The sequence below is a fragment of the Arenibacter certesii DSM 19833 genome (genome assembly GCF_000429545.1).
Taxonomy (GTDB): Bacteria; Bacteroidota; Bacteroidia; order Flavobacteriales; family Flavobacteriaceae; genus Arenibacter; species Arenibacter certesii.
This window is the reverse complement of record NZ_AUCB01000005.1, coordinates 197,118-216,483: the sequence shown is the minus strand read 5'-3', so window position 1 is coordinate 216,483 and position 19,366 is coordinate 197,118. Positions and strand designations below refer to the sequence as shown.

Here is a 19,366-nt window from a genome sequence, read left to right as displayed (position 1 = left end):
GATACTGTAGGGTTTTGCCATTAATTTTATAATAGTCGCCAAACCGTTTAGCGCTTACGGCATGGGTGTCAAGCGATACCTTTTAAAAAAGAGGCAAACTCGCTGGTTATCCGAGTGCCTTTAGCTATTAAATTCCAATCTCTTTTTATGATCTTTCCCGTATCCATAAGAGTCCAGCGCCTACGCTTTATATGGAGCAGTACCGATTTACCTCTTAAGGGGAAGTCCTCAACTGTTATCTCTGGCAGGAAGCCTTTGGACTGGGCTATTTCTGATTGGTGCTCTTTGGGGAGCACGTTCTTTTCTTCTAAGTAAAAATGAATCTTACCTTCTGATGATTTATGGCCTACAATTTCAAAGTAATCCAAAACGCCTTCTGGCAATAAATACCGCACTAATTCTATATCCAAGATCTAATCTCTTTGTTGTCAAAGATAAAGATTCTCCCCAAGTTTTACACTTGACGCGATCATGTTAGGTACACTTATAAAAAAAATCGCTTTCGTAAATATTGTCCTTCTATACAAAGAGATCGGCTTCGTTTAAGTGTCCAAAAAGTTATTTGGCAGTACATTCCTTAAGAACAGTAATGGTACTATCTTTAGATAGTTTTATACGCTAATCCAAGTTAAGAGGGTTTTTTTTAAAAATCAACTTTATAAGTAAAATTTTGGTCAATTTTTTCTGAATAGAAGAAAATAGATAGAGGTTGGCAGCCTACATACTAGCAAAAATTCTGCTTATAGTACTCAAAATAAAAAAAAAGATCTTCACAGAAAATACATCCAAGATGGAACGAATTATCGTTTTTATAAAACCAAAGGATAGTGTTAAGGCTTACTGTTATTAATGATTTCTTTTTGAGAAAAACATTCCGTGAAGAATAAATAATATAATTCCACCAGCAAAAATAAGATTCAATACCAAAATAAAATGTGTAATCTGGGACATGGTTTATTGTTTTCAGTGAGTGAACAAATTTCTACAATAAGGTAATCTCAAATGTTATACCATTACTGTGTTTTGTTATATAATTATAGGAAACTAAAAAATCATTCCTATTTAAAAAGAGTTAATTATACCTCTTTTAGTGTCAAGTATAAAGGTAATAAGGAGATGCCATTATTAGAGATTATAATGTATAGGTGGTAGGCTTTTATTTATGATTGGTTTTTTTGGGACAGGGTTAATGGTCCTATCTATTCTATAGGGAGTGATTTGATGAATAACATTAAAATCAGTAGATATTTTCGCCGTAAAACAGCTATAATATTAAAGATTGTATATTTTTGAAAATTAACCTTTTTTGGGTTATTTGTAATAGCCTTATCTATTTAAACTTGTTTGTATTATGCATGTAATTTATCGTTTAGGAATTTTAATGCTCAGTTGTTTCAGTATTGCTTCTTGTAAGTCTGATGGAAAATCGTCTTCCTCTAATGTGGAAGCTACCAGTAAAGAATTGCTAGCATCCAAAGGGGAACCTAATATTATTTATATCCTCGCAGATGATTTGGGGTATGGGGACCTTAGTGTTACAGGGCAGAAGAAATTTACTACCCCCAATATAGATAAATTGGCAGCTGAAGGAATGTTGTTTACACAGCATTATTCTGGCAGTACAGTTTGTGCACCTTCCCGTTCTGCATTGATGACTGGGATGCATACTGGGCATACTGTGGTGAGAGGAAATTATGAAGTTCAACCCGAGGGTCAATATCCTATTCCTGAGGAAACATATACCATTGCCGAATTTCTTAAGAAAGCAGGTTATGCTACAGGAGCATTTGGAAAATGGGGGCTTGGGTACCCAGGATCTGAAGGAGATCCTAATTTTCAAGGGTTCGATACCTTTTATGGGTTTAACTGTCAAAGGATAGGACATAATTATTATCCTTACCATCTTTGGTCTAATCAAGATTCTATTGTATTGCCTGGTAATTCGGGACAGAACAGAGGTGATTATGCTCCTAGTCTTATACATGATAAAACGTTACAGTTTATAGAAGATAATAAGGATAGGCCTTTCTTTGCTTATGTCCCTACAATTATTCCACATGCCGAATTGGTTGTTCCTGAAGAGATTCATAAGCAATACAGTGGAAAATTTGAACCTGAAACGCCCTATATAGGGGTAGATAGTGGGCCTAACTATAAAGTTGGGGGTTATGGCTCACAAGCAGAACCACATGCTGCATTTGTTGGCATGGTGCGACTATTGGATCAGCACGTTGGTGATATTGTTAAAAAGGTAGAGGAGCTCGGGATCGCCGATAACACCATAATTATCTTTACATCGGATAATGGTCCGCATAAGGAAGGTGGTGCAGATCCTGACTATTTTAATAGTAATGGTCCTTTTAAAGGCTATAAGCGAGATCTATATGAAGGCGGTATTCGTGTGCCCATGGCAATAAAATGGCCTAATGTTATTAAAGCGGGGTCTAAAACAGCTCATATCTCTGCATTCTGGGATGTTTTTCCCACAGTAATAGATCTTTTAGGTGGAGAAAAAATTGATGATGTAGACGGAGTTTCCTTTTTGCCTACTCTTTTAGGGGAACAAGAAAAACAGGAAGAGCATAAATATTTGTATTGGGAATTTCATGAGCTAGGAGGTAGACAAGCAGTTAGAATGGGAGATTGGAAAGGAGTTAAATATAATGTGTTTAGGAACCCAGATGCAAGAATAGAATTATACGATTTGTCTAAAGATATTGGGGAATTGCATAATGTTGCGGAAGATTATCCCGAAATTGTTGCGGAGTTGGAGAAAATACTTGAAGAGGCTAGAACGCCATCGGAGGTGTTTACTTTTGGGAAGTCTTAGGAAGAGATTGGCATGTATTTTTAGATTGCTTTAAATACATGCCAAAAATTAAATTTCTTTATTAATTTTTTGCACTCTTATTTTAAATTGATGTAAGTTTGTCCTACTAGTTATTCACTTCATATGTGGTGAAAAATGGGGTATTAGCTCAGTTGGTTTAGAGCGCTGCCTTGACAGGGCAGAGGTCACTGGTTCGAATCCAGTATGTCCCACAAAAAAAATAAAATTGCGTTTAGAATAGGTCTACCAGTCTCTCCAAGGCCATTCCCCTAGATCCCTTTATTAGTATAGTAGCTTCCGCTGTAGCGATTTTTTCCGCTTTCTTTGCTAACGCATTAAAAGAAGCATATTTGGGAAATTCGGTTTTTGTTTTATAGAAGTTTTCTCCTATTAATATTACCTCCTCGAAATTCATTTTTCTAGCTAGATCTGCAATCTCTTGATGTTCTTTTTCCGCTGAGGTTCCTAACTCGAACATATCTCCCAAGATGGCTATTTTCCGGTCCGCTTTTAGTTCATGGAAGTTCTCTAATGCTGCCTTCATGCTAGAGGGGTTTGCATTATATGCATCCAGGATAATCTTGAAATTATTTTTTTCTAAGATCTGTGAACGGTTATTTCTTGGGGTGTAATTTTCCAGAGCACTTTTAATGGCTGTTATTGGTACATTAAAATAATCTCCCATTAATACCGCTGCACTGCAATTGGTGAAATTATAGCTACCAACCAACTGACTTTTTATTTGAACCTCTTTAAACTTTAGTGAAACATAGGGGTCTGCTCCCAAGAACTTTATGAATAAATAGTTGTGATGTTGGTTGCTAAATCCTAATTTGTTTGTTGTTGTAGTGAGTTTACTTACTTGTATTGGGTCATCGGCATTAAAAAAGACAAACTTCTTGTTCGCTAAAAGATAATCATAAAGTTCAGTTTTGGCTTTAATGACTCCTTCCTCGCTTCCAAACCCTTCTAAATGTGCCTTTCCGAAATTAGTGATATAGCCATAATCTGGCATTGCCATTTGGCATAAAAAGTCGATTTCCCTAAGGTGGTTGGCTCCCATTTCTACTATGGCAACTTCCGTGTCTGGTTTTATGGAGAGAAGCGTTAAGGGCACTCCAATATGGTTGTTAAAATTGCCTTTTGTAGCAATGGTATTGTATTTCTGCGATAGAACTTCAGTGATAAGCTCTTTTGTGGTTGTCTTGCCGTTGCTGCCAGTTAGTCCAATAATTTTTGCGTTACAGTGCTGTCTGTGGTATTTTGCTAGTTGTTGTAGGGTTTCCAGTACATTATCCACCAAGATGACGGTTTCCGTGTTTTCTAAATTCTTATCATCCACAATAGCATGTGAAGCTCCTTTTTCTAAGGCTTCGTATGCATAACTGTTTCCATCAAAATTATCTCCCTTCAGAGCGAAAAATAGGCAGTTTTCCGTTATTGTTCTTGTGTCCGTGCAAATAACGGGGAATCTTAAAAAAAGAGTGTGTAGTTGTTCAATTTTCATGAATCGAAGATAAAAAAAAGCCCTTTTAAGAAAAGGGCTTTTTAATAATTAATTTTAAGAGTGAAAATTATCTAGATCTCTTTCCTCTTGGTGTTTTGTTCTTTGTTTTGGATTTAGATCCCACCCTAGACATTGCGCATCTAAAACCAATGTAATCAGTTGCCATATATTGGGGCATGTACCTTCTTTGGGCAGGGTCTAGCCAGTAAGCCCTATCTCTCCAAGATCCTCCTTTATAAACCCTAACTTCGTCGTTAATCAAAGTAGTTCTATTGTTAGAAGTGTCATAAGCCCTTACTAGTTCTCCTTCGTCATCAACTTTTACTTTATTAACAGGGGCGTTATACATTTTTTTCGCATCGGAGCTTTCTTCGTCTCCAGCGTTAAATCTGTCGTAAAATCGGGAAGAACCCGGTTCTCCGTCCCTATAACTACGGTTGTCACTAGATGAGAAGTTGGTTCTTAAAAAGGTCTCCTCTGGTCCAACGGGTACCATTTTAATTTCTCCTGGTAGGTTTATCGCCATGATTTTTCCGTTCGGTAGCGTGTCGTATACTATAGAATCTCTAATAACGGTAACTTTTCCATCCTTTCCGATGGCAGTTTTCATATAAACATTTCCTCTATAGTAGTTAAAGTCACTTACTTCGTCATCTACAATTGGTCGGTATACGTCAGCAACCCATTCGGCTACGTTTCCAGCCATATCATAAAGGCCAAAATCATTTGGTTTATAGGATTTTACCTCGGCAGTAATGTCTGCACCGTCGTCTGACCATCCTGCAATTCCGCCATAGTCTCCTTTTCCTTGTTTAAAGTTTGCTAGCTGGTCGCCTCGTCCAACACGCTGTCCATTTCTTGTGTAATTACCATCCCAAGGGTATTTCTTTCGCCCCCTGTAATTGTTGTATTCCCTACTGCCTATTTGCGCCTGTGCCGCATATTCCCACTCGGTTTCGGTAGGCAATCTGTATTCTGGTAATATTACGCCGCTGCTACGTTTGGCGTATACGGGAATAGAATCTTTTTTTCTCTTTCCTTGTAGGGAGTCAATTTGTCCGTTGTAAACAGATTCTGGTCTGTTAAGATAGGCTTCAGTGCTAAAACCGCCTTCGATTTCTCCAGAAACCACCTTATATTTTGCATCCTTAGAAAGATAGCCTTCCCTTTCTAACATTACCTCATTTACACGGTCGGTTCTCCAAGCAGCAAATTGTGTAGCTTGAATCCAGTTTACTCCAACAACCGGATATTCTGCGTACGCCGGGTGCCTTAGGTAATTGTTGGTCATGGTCTCATTAAAGCCCAATCTATTTCGCCAGACTAAGGTGTCTGGTAATGCTCCAGCATATATATGAACGTACCTAGGATCTTCTGGAGGGTATACACTTTTAAGGTAATCTAGATATTCTAGATACATTACATTGGTCACCTCAGTCTCGTCCATATAAAATGATTGAACGTGCTGTTGGGTAGGAGTGTTGTTCCAATCCTTCATTACGTCGTCTTGAACCTGACCTTTCGTAAAGGTTCCTCCTTCTATAAATACTAGGCCTGGGGCAGTTTCTTGTTCCTTAAAGTCTGAATTATACTGAAATCCCCCCTCCTTGGCGTTTATTTTCCAGCCTGTGGCCCTTGAGACATTTTTAGACGATGAGTTTTTACAACTTGTAAAACCTCCCGCTACAATAGCACAAGAGAGTACAACTTTGATGAATTCTTTTTTCATAATTAGGACTTGAGTTCAAATTAAACCTCCAAAGTAGAAGTTTGAAATTCTTAATATTATTATAAAATTTATGTAGCTTTTGGCATATAAAACGACGATTGAGGTATAATATTTTGCTGGGTCGAAAATATTTTCTTCCTAATGCAGCTTATGCGATCAATCATTGTTCCATATAAATAACGGCTTATAATCTAATCTAGTATGGCTTATGGTTACTTCTTTGCGAAAAATATAAAAATTATTTTTATCAACGACAATTGGACCGCAAATATGGCGATTATTCCTGAAATGAACATATTTTGGTAAATATTCCTCTGTTCTTACAAGATAATATTAAAATAGTCGTTGATTATTGTATTAGGACTAAAAATATCTTTTAATTAATTATAATTTTAGAGATTTGCGCGAACTATTAATTAGACTGTTTAAAATGAAAAAATTTATAATACTATGTCTGTTCTGTGTGGTATTTAAGGTTTCTGCACAGGAAGATAGGGTGATAACAACTGCTGTCCCTTTTTTAACAATCGCCGCAGATGCAAGGGCTTCCGGTATGGGTGATGTTGGGGTTGCTACCTCTACGGATGCATTTTCGCAACAATGGAATCCCGCAAAATTTGCTTTTGCTGAGCGAAAAATGGGATTTGGAATTAGTTATACACCATATTTGGAAAGCATAATTACCGATATTTCATTGCTCAGTGCTAGTTTTCATAATAAAATTAATGATAGAAGTGCTTTTGCGCTGGGGATTCGCTATTTTACTTTGGGTGAAATAGAATTGCGGCAATTTGCCGGAGATCCAGGGACCTTGGCAAAACCTAATGAAGTCGCTTTTGACGGTTCTTATTCCTTAAAATTAAGTCAGACCTTTTCCATGTCCGTTGCAGGACGTTATATAAGTTCTAATCTAAAGCTGCCTGGTGATGGTGCCGAAGATTCCAAAGCTGCAAGTGCGTTTGCAGTGGATGTTTCTGGTTACTATAGATCTAGAGAAATGGCGTATAGGGAATTTGATGGGCGTTGGAGAGCAGGTTTTAATATTTCGAACCTGGGTGGTAAGATTAAATACGATGATGGGGGGCAAGAGAATTTTCTGCCGACTAATCTAAAGGCCGGAGTAGGATTTGATTTTATTTTCGATCAGGATAATGTATTGGGGTTAACCACGGAATTCAATAAATTATTGGTGCCAACTCCACAAGACTTTAATAATGATGGAAGAATAGATGCTACTGATAATGATGAGTATCAGAAAATTTCCTTCTTTGAAGGAGTTTTTAAATCCTTCGGTGATGCTCCTGACGGTTTCAGCGAGGAGCTTAAAGAACTTACTTGGGCTTTGGGGGCAGAATATTCATATCAAGAATCCTTTATGTTGCGAACAGGTTATTTTAATGAGAGCGATTTTAAAGGATCAAGAAAATACTTTACTCTAGGTGCTGGATTTTTGTTTAATTCTACGCAAATAGATCTTTCTTATTTATTCTCTACCTCTAAGGTGAGAAATCCATTGGAAAATACATTGAGGTTCTCCTTAACCTTTAACCTAGGGGATTATTTTTATAATGACTAACGGAGAATGGTCTTCTTTTTAAAAATACAGAAAACCTGGCCTTGAGCCGGTTTTCTGTATTTTTGTAGGATATATAATAAGGAGTATACCATGGAAAAAAGAAATATATCTTTTGAATTGTTGGTTTACAATTCCCGAGAGGAATTGGAAGAAAAGGATTCAAAATTGATGGAAGCAGCAATTAGTGCTCGTAAGAAAGCCTATTCCCCTTATTCTAATTTTGAGGTAGGAGCCGCCATCCTATTGGGTAATGGAGAGGTTGTCCAAGGCAATAATCAAGAAAATGCCTGTTATCCTGCGGGATTATGTGCAGAAAGGGTGGCTATCTATTACGCAGCAGCAAAATATCCACACGTTCCAATCGTCACTATAGCCATCAGTGCTACTTCTAGGAATTATGTAATGGATAAGCCTGCCGCGCCTTGTGGAAATTGTCGTCAGTCCATTTCAGAGTACGAAATCAAACAAAAGGCTCCAATTGCGATTATCATGACTGGGGAAACCGGGGAGGTGCTTAAGTGTCATTCTGTTTCCGATATCCTTCCCCTAGCGTTTAATAGTACGTTCTTAGGGTAGGTTAAAAGGAAGTAGAGATAGATTTTAAGCGGATTTATTGCATGGTATAAGACATAGGATGCAGGGGATGGGGCGTGTTTATCCAAACCTTTTAAATATTATTTTTTTCCTATTGATTTATATATGTATTTTTGTTCTCCGTTTTTATTTTAAGCAGGACTTTTAAATAATACGATATACTTCAAAAATTGATGATTAATGGAAAAAATAACCAAAGAGGTCTACCTTAAGTGGTATGAGGACATGTTGTTCTGGCGGAAATTTGAGGATAAACTAGCAGCCTCGTACATTCAACAGAAAGTTCGTGGATTTTTACATCTATACAATGGACAAGAAGCGGTATTGGCCGGTGCACTTCATGCCATGGATTTGACTAAGGATAGAATGATTACCGCTTATAGGAATCATGTGCAACCTATAGGAATGGGAGAAGATCCTAAAAAAGTAATGGCAGAGCTGTATGGAAAAGTTACAGGTACCTCTAAAGGTATGGGGGGATCCATGCATATTTTCTCTAAAGAGCATCGTTTTTATGGTGGTCACGGTATTGTAGGGGGACAAATTCCTTTAGGAGCCGGCTTGGCCTTTGCAGACAAGTACTTTAAGCGCGATTCGGTAACAATATGTTATATGGGAGACGGTGCGGTAAGACAAGGTTCTTTGCACGAAAGTTTCAACTTGGCAATGCTTTGGAAATTACCAGTGGTCTTTGTATGTGAGAATAATGGTTATGCTATGGGTACTTCGGTAGCTAGAACATCACATTCTACCGAAATATGGAAGCTTGGACTTGGTTATGAAATGCCATGTGGTCCTGTAGATGGAATGGATCCAGTTACAGTTGCCAAAGAAATGAGCAAGGCCATAGAACGTGCAAGAACAGGAGGAGGTCCTACCTTCTTGGAAATGAAAACCTATCGTTATAGAGGTCACTCAATGTCCGATGCTCAAAGTTATAGAACTAAGGAAGAGGTTGAGGAATACAAGAAGATTGATCCAATTACCCAAGTTTTAGAAATTATCAAAGAAAACGACTACGCTACTGAAGAAGATATTAAGGCGATAGATAAAAGGGTAAAAGATTTGGTTACAGAGTGTGAGAAATTCGCAGACGAGTCAGAATATCCACCAATCAACCAATTATATGATATGGTTTACGATCAAGAGGATTATCCATTTGTACAACATAAAATATAAGTAAATGGCAGAAGTAATAAATATGCCAAGACTTAGCGATACCATGGAAGAGGGTACAGTTGCTAAGTGGCTAAAACAGGTAGGCGACAAGATTGAAGAAGGAGATATATTGGCGGAAATTGAAACTGATAAAGCCACTATGGAGTTTGAATCCTTTAATGAAGGTGTGCTATTGCATATTGGTATCCAAGAAGGTGATACGGCTCCTGTAGATTCTCTTCTTGCCATAATAGGAGAAGAAGGCGAAGATATTTCTTCTTTGCTTAATTCCTCTTCCGAAACCAAAGAAGATAAGGAAGATAAGGAAGATGAAGTAGTTGAAACCGCTGAGGAAGAAAAGAAAGAAGATAGTGGTGATACTGCAGGCATTCCAGAAGGAGTGGAGGTGGTAAAAATGCCGCGTCTAAGTGATACGATGGAGGAAGGCACTGTAGCTACTTGGTTGAAACAAGTAGGCGATGAGGTAGAAGAGGGAGATATACTAGCGGAGATAGAAACGGATAAGGCTACTATGGAGTTCGAATCCTTTTATTCTGGAGTGCTATTGCACATTGGGATCCAAGAGGGAGAAACCGCTCCTGTAGATGCAGTTCTTGCTGTCATTGGACCAAAAGGTACAGATGTAGAGGCTGTTTTGGCAAGTGGTGGTAAAGCTGCTTCTAAAAAAGAGGAGGCTCCTAAAGAAGCGTCCAAACATTCAACTGCAGATGCATCTACAGATGAATCGGATACCCCTGCAGCTAATGAAGGGCAGCGAATCTTTGCTTCACCCTTAGCCAAAAGGATTGCAGAAGAAAAAGGTGTTGATCTAAGAGATGTAAAAGGTAGCGGGGATCAAGGTAGGATTATAAAAAGAGATATAGAAGAATATCAGCCTACACCAAAGTCTGCAGAGAGAGCAGTATCTTCAGAAGAGAAGGCTGGTGCGGCTAAGTCAACTACTCCTGCTGCCCCTATTAATTTACCTGTAGGTGAAGAGAGGGTAGAAGAAGTTAAGAACTCACAAATGCGTAAGGTGATCGCCAAACGCTTAGGAGAGTCTAAATTTACTGCACCACACTATTATCTAACTATTGAGGTAGATATGGATTCTGCCAAGGCTTCTAGAGTTCAAATAAACAGTCTTCCAGATACCAAGGTTTCCTTTAATGATATGGTAGTTAAGGCTTGTGCAATGGCGTTGAAAAAGCATCCGCAGGTGAATACTACTTGGAATAATGAAACTACTCGGATTAATCACCATGTTCATATTGGTGTGGCGGTAGCTGTAGAAGACGGACTTTTGGTTCCTGTGTTAAAGTTTGCAGATCAAATGACGCTTACCCAGATTGGAGCCTCTGTTAAAGACCTTGCTGGTAAGGCACGAAATAAGAAAATAACTCCAGCAGAAATGGAGGGTAGTACCTTTACCGTATCTAACCTTGGAATGTTTGGGATTTCTGAGTTTACATCTATTATCAATCAGCCCAATTCCGCAATTTTGTCGGTTGGGGCAATAGAAGAAAAACCAGTGGTGAAAAACGGGGAAATTGTTGTTGGAAGTACAATGAAAGTTACATTGGCGTGTGACCATAGGACCGTTGATGGTGCTACGGGTGCCCAGTTTTTACAGACCTTAAGAGCATATCTGGAAAACCCTGTGACCATGCTCGCCTAAAAAATACAAATGTGTCCATCATATTTTTGGGATGTATAATTCCAATTTATATATTGGTGATATTTGCAGGGCAAAACAAGAATTGATATTAAGCATCCTGTTTTTCAGGATGCTTTTTTTATATTTAAAGATTGATAGCTAAGTACATTACAGTTCCTTTTCGGAAATGGATTATATTTAGATCAATCACTTCAACATAAATTAATTGTAAATGAGAAGTAGTATCCTTTTAGTGTTCGCAGGTTTAGCCATGTCATGTGGTGGATCCAAAATAGATCAAACAGTTCTTCTTGGCAAGGATGCCAGAGCTACCGAGAATTCTGGGATAGCGCAAAGTTCTGAAGCCTTGTCTGGTAATAAAAGTATTTCCTCAAAGTCTTTTTCAAAGAGCGAAGGTGTAGGGAAGATTATTAGTTTTTTGGCCTCAGATGAGTTAAAAGGAAGGGAGTCCGGAACTGAAGAAATAAATATTGCTGGTCAGTATATAGAGGATTACCTTAAAAACCATGGTGTTGCTCCATATTTTTCTAGCTATAAGGACACTTTATCAAACTTTGAGCTGCCTACTTATAATATTGTGGGATATTTAGAAGGTACGGATAAAAAGCTGAAAAATGAATTTGTGGTAATTGGGGCACACTATGATCATATTGGTATAGTACCTCCAGTTGCAGGAGATAGTATAGCAAATGGCGCCAATGATAATGCTTCTGGGACTACGGCAGTACTGGAATTTGCTCGTTATTTTGGTGAAGCACGAAACAATAAGCGAAGCATTATCTTCGCGTTGTTCTCCGCCGAAGAAAAAGGATTATTAGGGGCCAAGCATTTAGCTGAAAAATTAAAAAATGCGAATTTGGACCTTTATACGATGCTTAATTTTGAAATGATAGGTTTACCAATGCCAGACAAGGATTACTTGATGTACCTTACCGGATATGAGAAATCAAATTTAGCGGAAATTAGCAACAGATATGCTAAAGAAAACTTGGTAGGTTTTCTTCCAACCGCTCAAGAGTATAACTTGTTTATGCGGTCCGATAATTATCCATTCCATACCGAGATAGGAATCCCTTCCCAAACTTTTTCCACTTTTGACTTTACCAATTTTGACCATTATCACCAAGTGGGGGATGAAGCAGCTATAATGGATTTTAGGCATATGGCGAACGTTGTAAATAAAATGATACCTGTTTTGGAGGGGATAGTTAATGCCCCCATAAAAGAAGTAAAATATTACTAATGGCAAATATTATTATTACAGGGAGTAGTAGGGGAATTGGCTTTCAATTGGCGCAATTGTTTGCCAATGATGGCCACCAAGTTTTGGCCCTTTCTAGGAACGATGCGCCTATAGCTGCATTGGAAAATAAAAACATCACTAGTTTTTCGTTTGATCTGGCTAAGGAAAAAGACTTTGAAAAGCTGGACTCCTTTCTCAATAAAAACTGGAAGCAAGTAGATATTCTAATTAACAATGCTGGAAAATTAGTGAACAAGCCGTTCTTGGAAACTTCCATGGAGGAGTTTGAAGAGGTTTATAGGGTGAACGTTTTTGGCGTGGCAAAACTTACCCAAAGGATAATTCCCCTTATGCCTGCCAGCGGACATGTGGTTTCTATAAGTACTATGGGAGGAGTACAGGGTAGTGTAAAGTTCCCTGGACTGTCTGCTTATAGTTCCAGTAAAGCGGCCGTAATTACCATGACAGAGCTTTGGGCAGAAGAATTTAAAGAGAGTGGTCCCGCATTTAATGTTCTGGCCTTAGGCGCTGTACAAACAGAAATGCTACAAGAGGCTTTCCCTGGCTACGAGGTAAATACTACCCCTTACGAAATGGCGACATATATTAAGGATTTTTCGCTTAACGGAAATAAGTTATACAACGGGAAACTGCTCCAGGTTTCCAATTCAACTCCTTAATCCCAAGCAGTGCTATTTGCGAAAAATTAAGGTAATGCTATTTTTTAGATCTATTTTTAGGGAGCTGTACGGTTGCTCCGTTCCCCGAAATTAGATTGGCCACTACTTTGGTTTGTGGAAATTGCTCTAGTATTATTTTGAAAAATACCGTAAGGGGGATGGCCATAATTAATCCAGGAACTCCCCATATATAGCCCCAAAGCATTAACATTACTAGTACGGTAATAATATTTATAGAGAAGGATTTCCCCATAAACACCGGTTCTAGTATAGATCCAAAAAGCACCTGAACGCCAGAAATAGAAAGGATAAAGAAAAGTAGGGTGCTAGTAGTTTCTAGTTCAACAAAGGCGAATAAGCTTAAGAGGATAACCGATACGAAAGAGCCTACCATTTGAACAAAATTAATGGCAAAAGCAAATAATCCCCAGAATATAGGGAAGCTAACGTCAAAGAATACACATGCCAATCCAATACCAACCCCTGTAAATAGACTTACCAAAAACTTCACCTTAATAAATTTTATAAGATCCTTCTCAATTTTTAGGAAAGTCTTTACAGAGGTGTGTTTTTGTTTTAAAATGGTGGTGTTCATTAACTTTTGAAAATTAATGGATTCGGCTAGCCACAGTACGGCAAAGAAGACGGTCATCAAGATCATGGTAATGGTATTGCCCAGAAAATCCAAAGTGGTCCCGAAATTTTTCATCATATTCTCTTGAGGGAAAATATTGTTCAGGATGTTCTTGTCTTCGGAATACGGGAGGCCAAAATCCTCTTCCAAACTTACAAGCAGTTGCTCTAATTTAGATTCCGCGTTTTGCAGAAATTGGTTGTCCGCAGATAATAATTCCTGACTAGAAAGTTGTATTAACCCGCCTCCTATTTTAAGAACGACCAAAATAATAAGGGCCACTATAAAAATACTGATCGGCTTGGATACCTTTTTTTTATTTAGCCATCGCATCAGAGGTAAAAACAACAGAGCGATGAACATGGAGAAAATTAAAGGAATAAAAATAAACGACAACAATTTTAGTAAATAAAATACAAGAGGGATCACTATGATCAGTAGTAGTCTATTGGTTGTTTTTAAATCGTTCATATCGTGGATAACGGTATAGTTTTATTTTTAGTGTTAAGTGAAAGATGTACAGGTTTTTAAAGCTGTGTTTAGCATGCCCTAATCCTAGACTTGCAAACCGCTAAGTTAGGGCAAACAGTGGTCTAATAAGCGTTAAGGAAAGTGTAAAAATGCACAATATGTTTCAAAATAGAGCAAAATTGCCACAATTATATTGTTTCAGATAGGATTTTTGTACCTCATCTAATATCTTTCCTAATTGGTTGTAATGCTATGGTTGCTAAATTTAAAACGTATATATAGTATTAGTTTGCTTCACTTACGGTTTTAAAAAAGTAAACAGGACTATTGATCTTGCCACTATTATTGATTTTTTATTGATCCTAGAACTAGTTTAAGTGCGATAAAACTTATTGTAAATAGCGTTAAAATAGTGATGGGATATATTGTTGATGGCTATTCTTATATCCTTAGCACGAAAATTTTATAAAATAAATTGGAAAGCTTCAATACCATTTTAAAATTTCTAATTTTGTGACTATGCGGGAAGTAATGGAAAAGTATGTTCCGGAGAGAGCGGTGGGGTTATGTCTGCAGCTAATAAAGGAGAATCAGGTAAATTTAAAAATCGTAAAAGAACGTGTTACGCGACATGGGGATTATCGTAAATTACCAAATGGTTCACATATAGTCACCGTTAATGTGAGCTTGAACAAATATCGATTTTTGATTACCTTGGTGCATGAAATAGCACATCTGGTAGCCTTTGAAAAGTATGGGAGGGCTATTAAACCACATGGTATGGAATGGAAAAGAACATTTCAAATGCTGATGCTTCCGTTTCTTAGGCCAGAGGTGTTTCCTTCAAATTTATTACCGTTATTGGCAAATCACTTTAGGAATCCAAGAGCTAGTAGTGATACGGATGCTAGATTATCTATTGCACTTAAGGAATATGATAACAGGGAGGAGGGAAAGAATTATGTTTTTGAATTGCCTCACGGAAGCATATTCCGAATTTATAACGGTAAATTGTTTCAGAAGAAGAATAGAAGAGTAAAGCGTTACGAATGTGTTGAAGTGGCAACGGGAAGAATGTATCTTTTTCAGCCGAATGCCGAAGTGGAGTTGATAAAAACTTAAGTAACAAAAGGATGAATATAAATTTTTATGCTGTTTTGATGGCTGGCGGGGTGGGATCTAGGTTCTGGCCTGTAAGTACCTCTGACAATCCGAAACAATTTCACGATATGTTGGGGACCGGTGACACTTTGATTCAAAAGACGTTTAAGCGGTTGAATAAATTTATTCCTACAGAAAATATACTCATATTAACCAACGAGAGATATAATCACTTGGTACTGGAGCAACTGCCTTTGGTAGATGAGGACCAGATAGTATTGGAGCCGGCCATGCGCAATACTGCGCCATGTATCTTATATGCCGCATTAAAAATACAGAAGAAAGACCCAAATGCTGTAATGATTGTTGCACCTAGCGATCATTGGATCGAAGATGAAGAGGCATTTGCCAAGGATGTGGTTGCCTGTTTTGAAAAATGTAAACAAGAAAACGTTCTTTGTACCTTAGGTATTAATCCAACTTTTGCAAATACCGGTTTTGGGTATATAGAATATGAGAAAAAGGAGTCGTCTCCTTTAAAGAAGGTAATGCAGTTTAGGGAGAAACCAGATTATGTAACGGCTAAGGGATTTTTAGAGCAAGGGAATTTTTTATGGAATGCAGGAATATTTATGTGGAGTGTGGAAACCATAATAAAATCATTTGAAAAATATTGTCCAGAACAATACAGCTTGTTCAGGAAGGGATTGGCTTATTACAATACAGAAGAAGAAAGCGCGTTTATTAATGAGCATTATCCAAAGGCAGAAAATATCTCTATAGACTACGCTATTTTAGAGCAGTCTACCAATATTTATGTCTTACCAGCCTCTTTTGATTGGAACGATTTGGGGACTTGGGGATCTCTTTATGACAAATTGGATAAAGATGATAATGGAAATGCTTTGGTAAATGCCCAAGTGATGAGTGAGAATGCCACAGGCAATATGATTCGTTCCTCAAAAGGAAAAATTGTCGTTGTTGATGGGTTATCCGATTATATAATCATAGATAAGGAAGATGTATTGTTAATATATCCCAAATCTAAGGAGCAGGATATTAAAAAAGTAGTTTCAAAAGTTAAAGATCAATTTGGCGATCAGTTTGTCTAAATATGGAGGAGAATTTAATTAAAGGTAATGAGCAGGGAGCCCCTAATGGAAACCCAGAGGATATAAAGAAAGACTTTAAGGGGCTTTTAGGAGGAGTAGGAATATTTCTGAAGGATCTCTTAGATATTCGCAATAACACTGATCAAGAAGCCACCAAGGAGTCCATTATTGCAGATATTCCCTTTAAGGGACATACCTCTTGGATTTTGATCTGTTCTATCTTTATTGCATCTGTTGGACTTAATGCCAACTCTACGGCAGTGGTGATAGGCGCGATGTTAATTTCTCCTTTAATGGGCCCTATTTTAGGGATGGGGCTTTCTCTAGCTACCAATGATATTGATACCCTAAGACGATCTATAAAGAATTTTGCGGTAATGGTGGTGCTGAGTGTATTCACCGCTTTTTTGTTTTTCTATCTTTTTCCTTTACGGGATGAGTCCTCTGAGCTTTTAGCGCGTACCGCCCCGGATATTAGGGACGTACTAATAGCCTTTTTTGGTGGTTTGGCGCTTGTAATCGCTAGGGCAAAAAAAGGTACCATTGCCAGTGTAATCTTTGGTGTGGCAATTGCCACCGCTTTAATGCCACCACTGTGTACTGTTGGATTTGGATTGGCCATAGGTAATTTTGGATATGCTACCGGAGCTATGTATCTCTTTACAATAAACACTATTTTTATCGGGTTGGCTACTTTCTTGGTGATAAAAATATTGCGTTTTCCTATGGTGAGGTATGCCAATTCACAGCGAAGAAGGTTTATAGCAAGAATGGCTTCCATCGTTGCAATCTTGGTTATGATTCCGGCCGGATTTACTTTCTATAATGTCTTCCAAGAGTCCCTTTTTAGAAAGGAGGCTAAACAGTTTATCTCCAATAATATAGCTCCTTATGAGCTGCCAGGAGAGGGTAGGTATTTAGATAACCTAACAGAAATAGCATATGGTCAAGGGAAAAATGGTTATATAGAATTGGTATTTATGGGTAGTGAAACTATCCCTGATAATATTATTTCTACCTGGAATACCCAGAAGAACGAATATGTTAAATTAAGGGACGTAGAGTTAAAGATTGTGCAGGGTTCCAAGAGTGCGGAATTAGATCAGATGAAGTATGTTAACGAACTTTATGAATCTAAAAAAGCAGAGCTTTTAAGTAAGGAAGAGCAGATACAGGTTTTAAAAGAAGCAGTAGAGAGGATGAGTGCATTTGCCGCGCAGCAAATACCTTTTCAGGATATTAGTGCTGAAGCAAAGACCAATTATGAGAATTTAAGCAACTTGGGTTTTGCCTATACCTTTACAACAGATTTTAATAAACTGGATACCATTCCCGTTTTTACTGTACAATGGGAAAAAGGGCTGTCCAAACAGCAGAAATCAAAAGACACCCAAAAATTAACGGAGTGGTTGCGATTAAGATTAAAGAATGCTAAAATTCAGGTTCGGGAGGATGAAATCTAATTTCTTTCCTCGATGTACATTTGGCGTACTTTCTTAAACAGCTCTGAGGAATAAACAAAGTCCGTTACCGCCTCATTATCTGTTTTGAAAATTTCCTTATTACTACCTTCCCATTCTTTAAGGCCGTTTTTTAAGAAGATTATTTTTTCGCCTATCTCCATAACTGAATTCATGTCATGAGTATTAATTACCGTAGTAATATCATATTCTTGGGTAATTTCATGAATCAGATTGTCTATTAATATTGCCGTCTTTGGGTCTAATCCTGAATTGGGCTCATCGCAAAAAAGATATTTGGGATTCATAACTATGGCCCGAGCAATGGCTACCCTTTTTTGCATACCTCCTGATATTTCCGAAGGGAATTTCTTATGAGCATCTATAAGGTTTACCCGTTTTAGAACTATATTTGCCCTGTCTTGCATCTCGGACTTGGACTGCTTGGTAAACATGCCCAGTGGGAACATCACATTGCCTTCAACGGTCATGGAATCAAACAAGGCGCTGCCTTGGAATACCATTCCCATTTCTTGTCTAAGATCCCGCTGTTCGTCTCCAGTTAGTTCAGAATAGATTTTTCCATCATAACTAATGGTACCTTCATCCGTACTAAAGAGGCCCAATAGACATTTAATAAATACGGTCTTTCCGGACCCACTCTGACCAATGATCAAGTTTGTCTTGCCTTTTTCAAAATGAGAACTGACCCCTTTTAAAACATGGGTGTCGCCAAAAGATTTGTGTATGTTGTTTACTTCTATCATTAGCCTAATAATAATTGTGTTAGCACATAGTTTACGATAATAATAACTACACTGGTCCACACAAAGGAGGTAGTACTTGCTTTACCTACTTCCAGCGCTCCGCCTTTCATATAATATCCATGAAAAGAAGGAATGGTAGCAATAAGCAGGGCAAAAACAATCGATTTTATGAAAGAATAGGTGATGTGAAAAGGGATAAAATCCAATTGAAGCCCCTCTACAAAATCGGCGCTAGAACTAAATCCGCCAAAAACACCTGCTACCCAGCCACCAAATATACCTACGTACATGGCAATAGCAATAACAAAAGGATAAAACAACATTGCAATAATCTTGGGAAATACCAGGTAATTCAGAGAATTTACTCCCATAATTTCCAAGGCGTCAATTTGTTCCGTTACGCGCATTGTCCCTATACTAGATGTGATGTAAGACCCTACTTTCCCTGCCATTATGATAGAGGTAAAGGTAGGAGCAAACTCTAATATTACCGATTGCCTAGTGGCAAATCCAATAAGGTTCCTAGGTATTAACGGACTTGTGATATTTAAGGCCGTCTGTATCGCTACAACACCTCCAATGAAAAATGATATAAAGATAATTATGCCGAGGGATCCGTAAATAAGTTCGTCAATTTCCTTTAAAATCAGTTGCTTCATTACCGACCATTTTGTTGGTTTTTTGAAAACCTCCTTGATCATAATAAAGTAACTGCCTATAGATGCTAAATAGTTCATTTAATTTAAATAAGCTTGTAGCTGTAAAAATAACAATATTAAGAATCATTTAACCTTCAATCGAGCGATAAAGGTTTTATTTCTATATT

General features: G+C 37.8%; 16 protein-coding genes and 1 tRNA gene. 11 read left to right on the top strand and 6 right to left on the bottom strand.

From position 1 onward, the window contains the following. Positions 1-68 precede the first annotated feature (68 nt). On the bottom strand, positions 69-410 hold the full coding sequence (locus tag G466_RS0103005) for an ISAon1 family transposase N-terminal region protein (RefSeq protein WP_026812320.1): 342 nt from the start codon (positions 408-410) through the stop codon (positions 69-71). Between the two features lie 941 nt (positions 411-1,351). On the opposite strand from G466_RS0103005, the gene G466_RS21330 reads away from it, so the two are divergent. Both G466_RS21330 and G466_RS0102995 read left to right on the top strand, forming a co-directional pair. Continuing rightward, positions 1,352-2,830, top strand: coding sequence for an arylsulfatase (locus G466_RS21330; RefSeq protein WP_034234463.1), 1,479 nt, complete (start codon positions 1,352-1,354; stop codon positions 2,828-2,830). Between the two features lie 137 nt (positions 2,831-2,967). Beyond that, positions 2,968-3,042, top strand: a tRNA-Val gene (locus tag G466_RS0102995). A gap of 20 nt (positions 3,043-3,062) precedes the next feature. Here the strand turns inward: G466_RS0102995 and G466_RS0102990 are convergent. After that, a complete protein-coding gene (locus G466_RS0102990; RefSeq protein WP_026812319.1) occupies positions 3,063-4,337 on the bottom strand; it encodes a UDP-N-acetylmuramoyl-tripeptide--D-alanyl-D-alanine ligase in 1,275 nt (424 codons plus the stop codon). A gap of 67 nt (positions 4,338-4,404) precedes the next feature. Continuing rightward, positions 4,405-6,066 carry a gliding motility lipoprotein GldJ gene (gene gldJ / locus G466_RS0102985; protein ID WP_026812318.1) on the bottom strand — a complete coding sequence of 554 codons (1,662 nt, stop codon included), beginning with the start codon at positions 6,064-6,066 and terminating at the stop codon, positions 4,405-4,407. Positions 6,067-6,496: 430 nt separating this feature from the next. Here gldJ and porV point away from each other — a divergent pair, with 430 nt between their 5' ends. The 6 genes from porV (at position 6,497) to G466_RS0102955 (ending at position 12,995) form a co-directional block, all read left to right on the top strand. Further along, a complete protein-coding gene (porV, locus tag G466_RS0102980) occupies positions 6,497-7,642 on the top strand; it encodes a type IX secretion system outer membrane channel protein PorV (protein WP_026812317.1) in 1,146 nt (381 codons plus the stop codon). A gap of 90 nt (positions 7,643-7,732) precedes the next feature. Continuing rightward, positions 7,733-8,218: a cytidine deaminase gene (gene cdd / locus G466_RS0102975; protein WP_026812316.1), complete on the top strand. Its 486-nt coding sequence runs from the start codon at positions 7,733-7,735 to the stop codon at positions 8,216-8,218. 198 nt (positions 8,219-8,416) lie between these two features. Further along, entirely contained in the window at positions 8,417-9,415 is a 999-nt protein-coding gene (gene pdhA / locus G466_RS0102970) for a pyruvate dehydrogenase (acetyl-transferring) E1 component subunit alpha (protein ID WP_026812315.1), read from the top strand. A 4-nt stretch (positions 9,416-9,419) separates the two neighbouring features. Continuing rightward, complete coding sequence (locus tag G466_RS0102965) at positions 9,420-11,072, top strand: pyruvate dehydrogenase complex dihydrolipoamide acetyltransferase (RefSeq protein WP_026812314.1); 1,653 nt, start codon at positions 9,420-9,422, stop codon at positions 11,070-11,072. Positions 11,073-11,283: 211 nt separating this feature from the next. Further along, positions 11,284-12,315 (top strand): M28 family metallopeptidase, encoded by a 1,032-nt coding sequence (locus G466_RS21325; protein ID WP_034234460.1) that lies wholly within the window; start codon positions 11,284-11,286, stop codon positions 12,313-12,315. After that, positions 12,315-12,995: an SDR family NAD(P)-dependent oxidoreductase gene (locus G466_RS0102955; RefSeq protein ID WP_026812313.1), complete on the top strand. Its 681-nt coding sequence runs from the start codon at positions 12,315-12,317 to the stop codon at positions 12,993-12,995. Before G466_RS21325 ends, G466_RS0102955 begins: the two co-directional genes overlap by 1 nt. A gap of 37 nt (positions 12,996-13,032) precedes the next feature. Here the strand turns inward: G466_RS0102955 and G466_RS21320 are convergent, their stop codons facing one another. Next, complete coding sequence (locus G466_RS21320; RefSeq protein WP_051315499.1) at positions 13,033-14,100, bottom strand: AI-2E family transporter; 1,068 nt, start codon at positions 14,098-14,100, stop codon at positions 13,033-13,035. Between the two features lie 519 nt (positions 14,101-14,619). Here G466_RS21320 and G466_RS0102945 point away from each other — a divergent pair. From G466_RS0102945 to G466_RS0102935, 3 genes are read left to right on the top strand one after another with little or no spacing between them, the layout of a single operon-like run. Beyond that, positions 14,620-15,222 (top strand): SprT-like domain-containing protein, encoded by a 603-nt coding sequence (locus G466_RS0102945; RefSeq protein ID WP_026812312.1) that lies wholly within the window; start codon positions 14,620-14,622, stop codon positions 15,220-15,222. 11 nt (positions 15,223-15,233) lie between these two features. Next, positions 15,234-16,313, top strand: a complete 1,080-nt coding sequence (locus G466_RS0102940) for a mannose-1-phosphate guanylyltransferase (protein ID WP_026812311.1) — start codon at positions 15,234-15,236, stop codon at positions 16,311-16,313. A gap of 2 nt (positions 16,314-16,315) precedes the next feature. After that, a complete protein-coding gene (locus tag G466_RS0102935) occupies positions 16,316-17,776 on the top strand; it encodes a DUF389 domain-containing protein (protein ID WP_026812310.1) in 1,461 nt (486 codons plus the stop codon). On the opposite strand, the gene G466_RS0102930 is transcribed toward G466_RS0102935, so the two are convergent. Together G466_RS0102930 and G466_RS0102925 are read right to left on the bottom strand one after the other, a co-directional pair. Then, complete coding sequence (locus tag G466_RS0102930; protein WP_026812309.1) at positions 17,773-18,540, bottom strand: ABC transporter ATP-binding protein; 768 nt, start codon at positions 18,538-18,540, stop codon at positions 17,773-17,775. The genes G466_RS0102935 and G466_RS0102930 overlap by 4 nt on opposite strands. Beyond that, positions 18,540-19,277 (bottom strand): MlaE family ABC transporter permease, encoded by a 738-nt coding sequence (locus tag G466_RS0102925; protein WP_026812308.1) that lies wholly within the window; start codon positions 19,275-19,277, stop codon positions 18,540-18,542. The genes G466_RS0102930 and G466_RS0102925 overlap by 1 nt, the downstream gene beginning before the upstream one ends. Between the last annotated feature and the right edge of the window lie 89 nt (positions 19,278-19,366).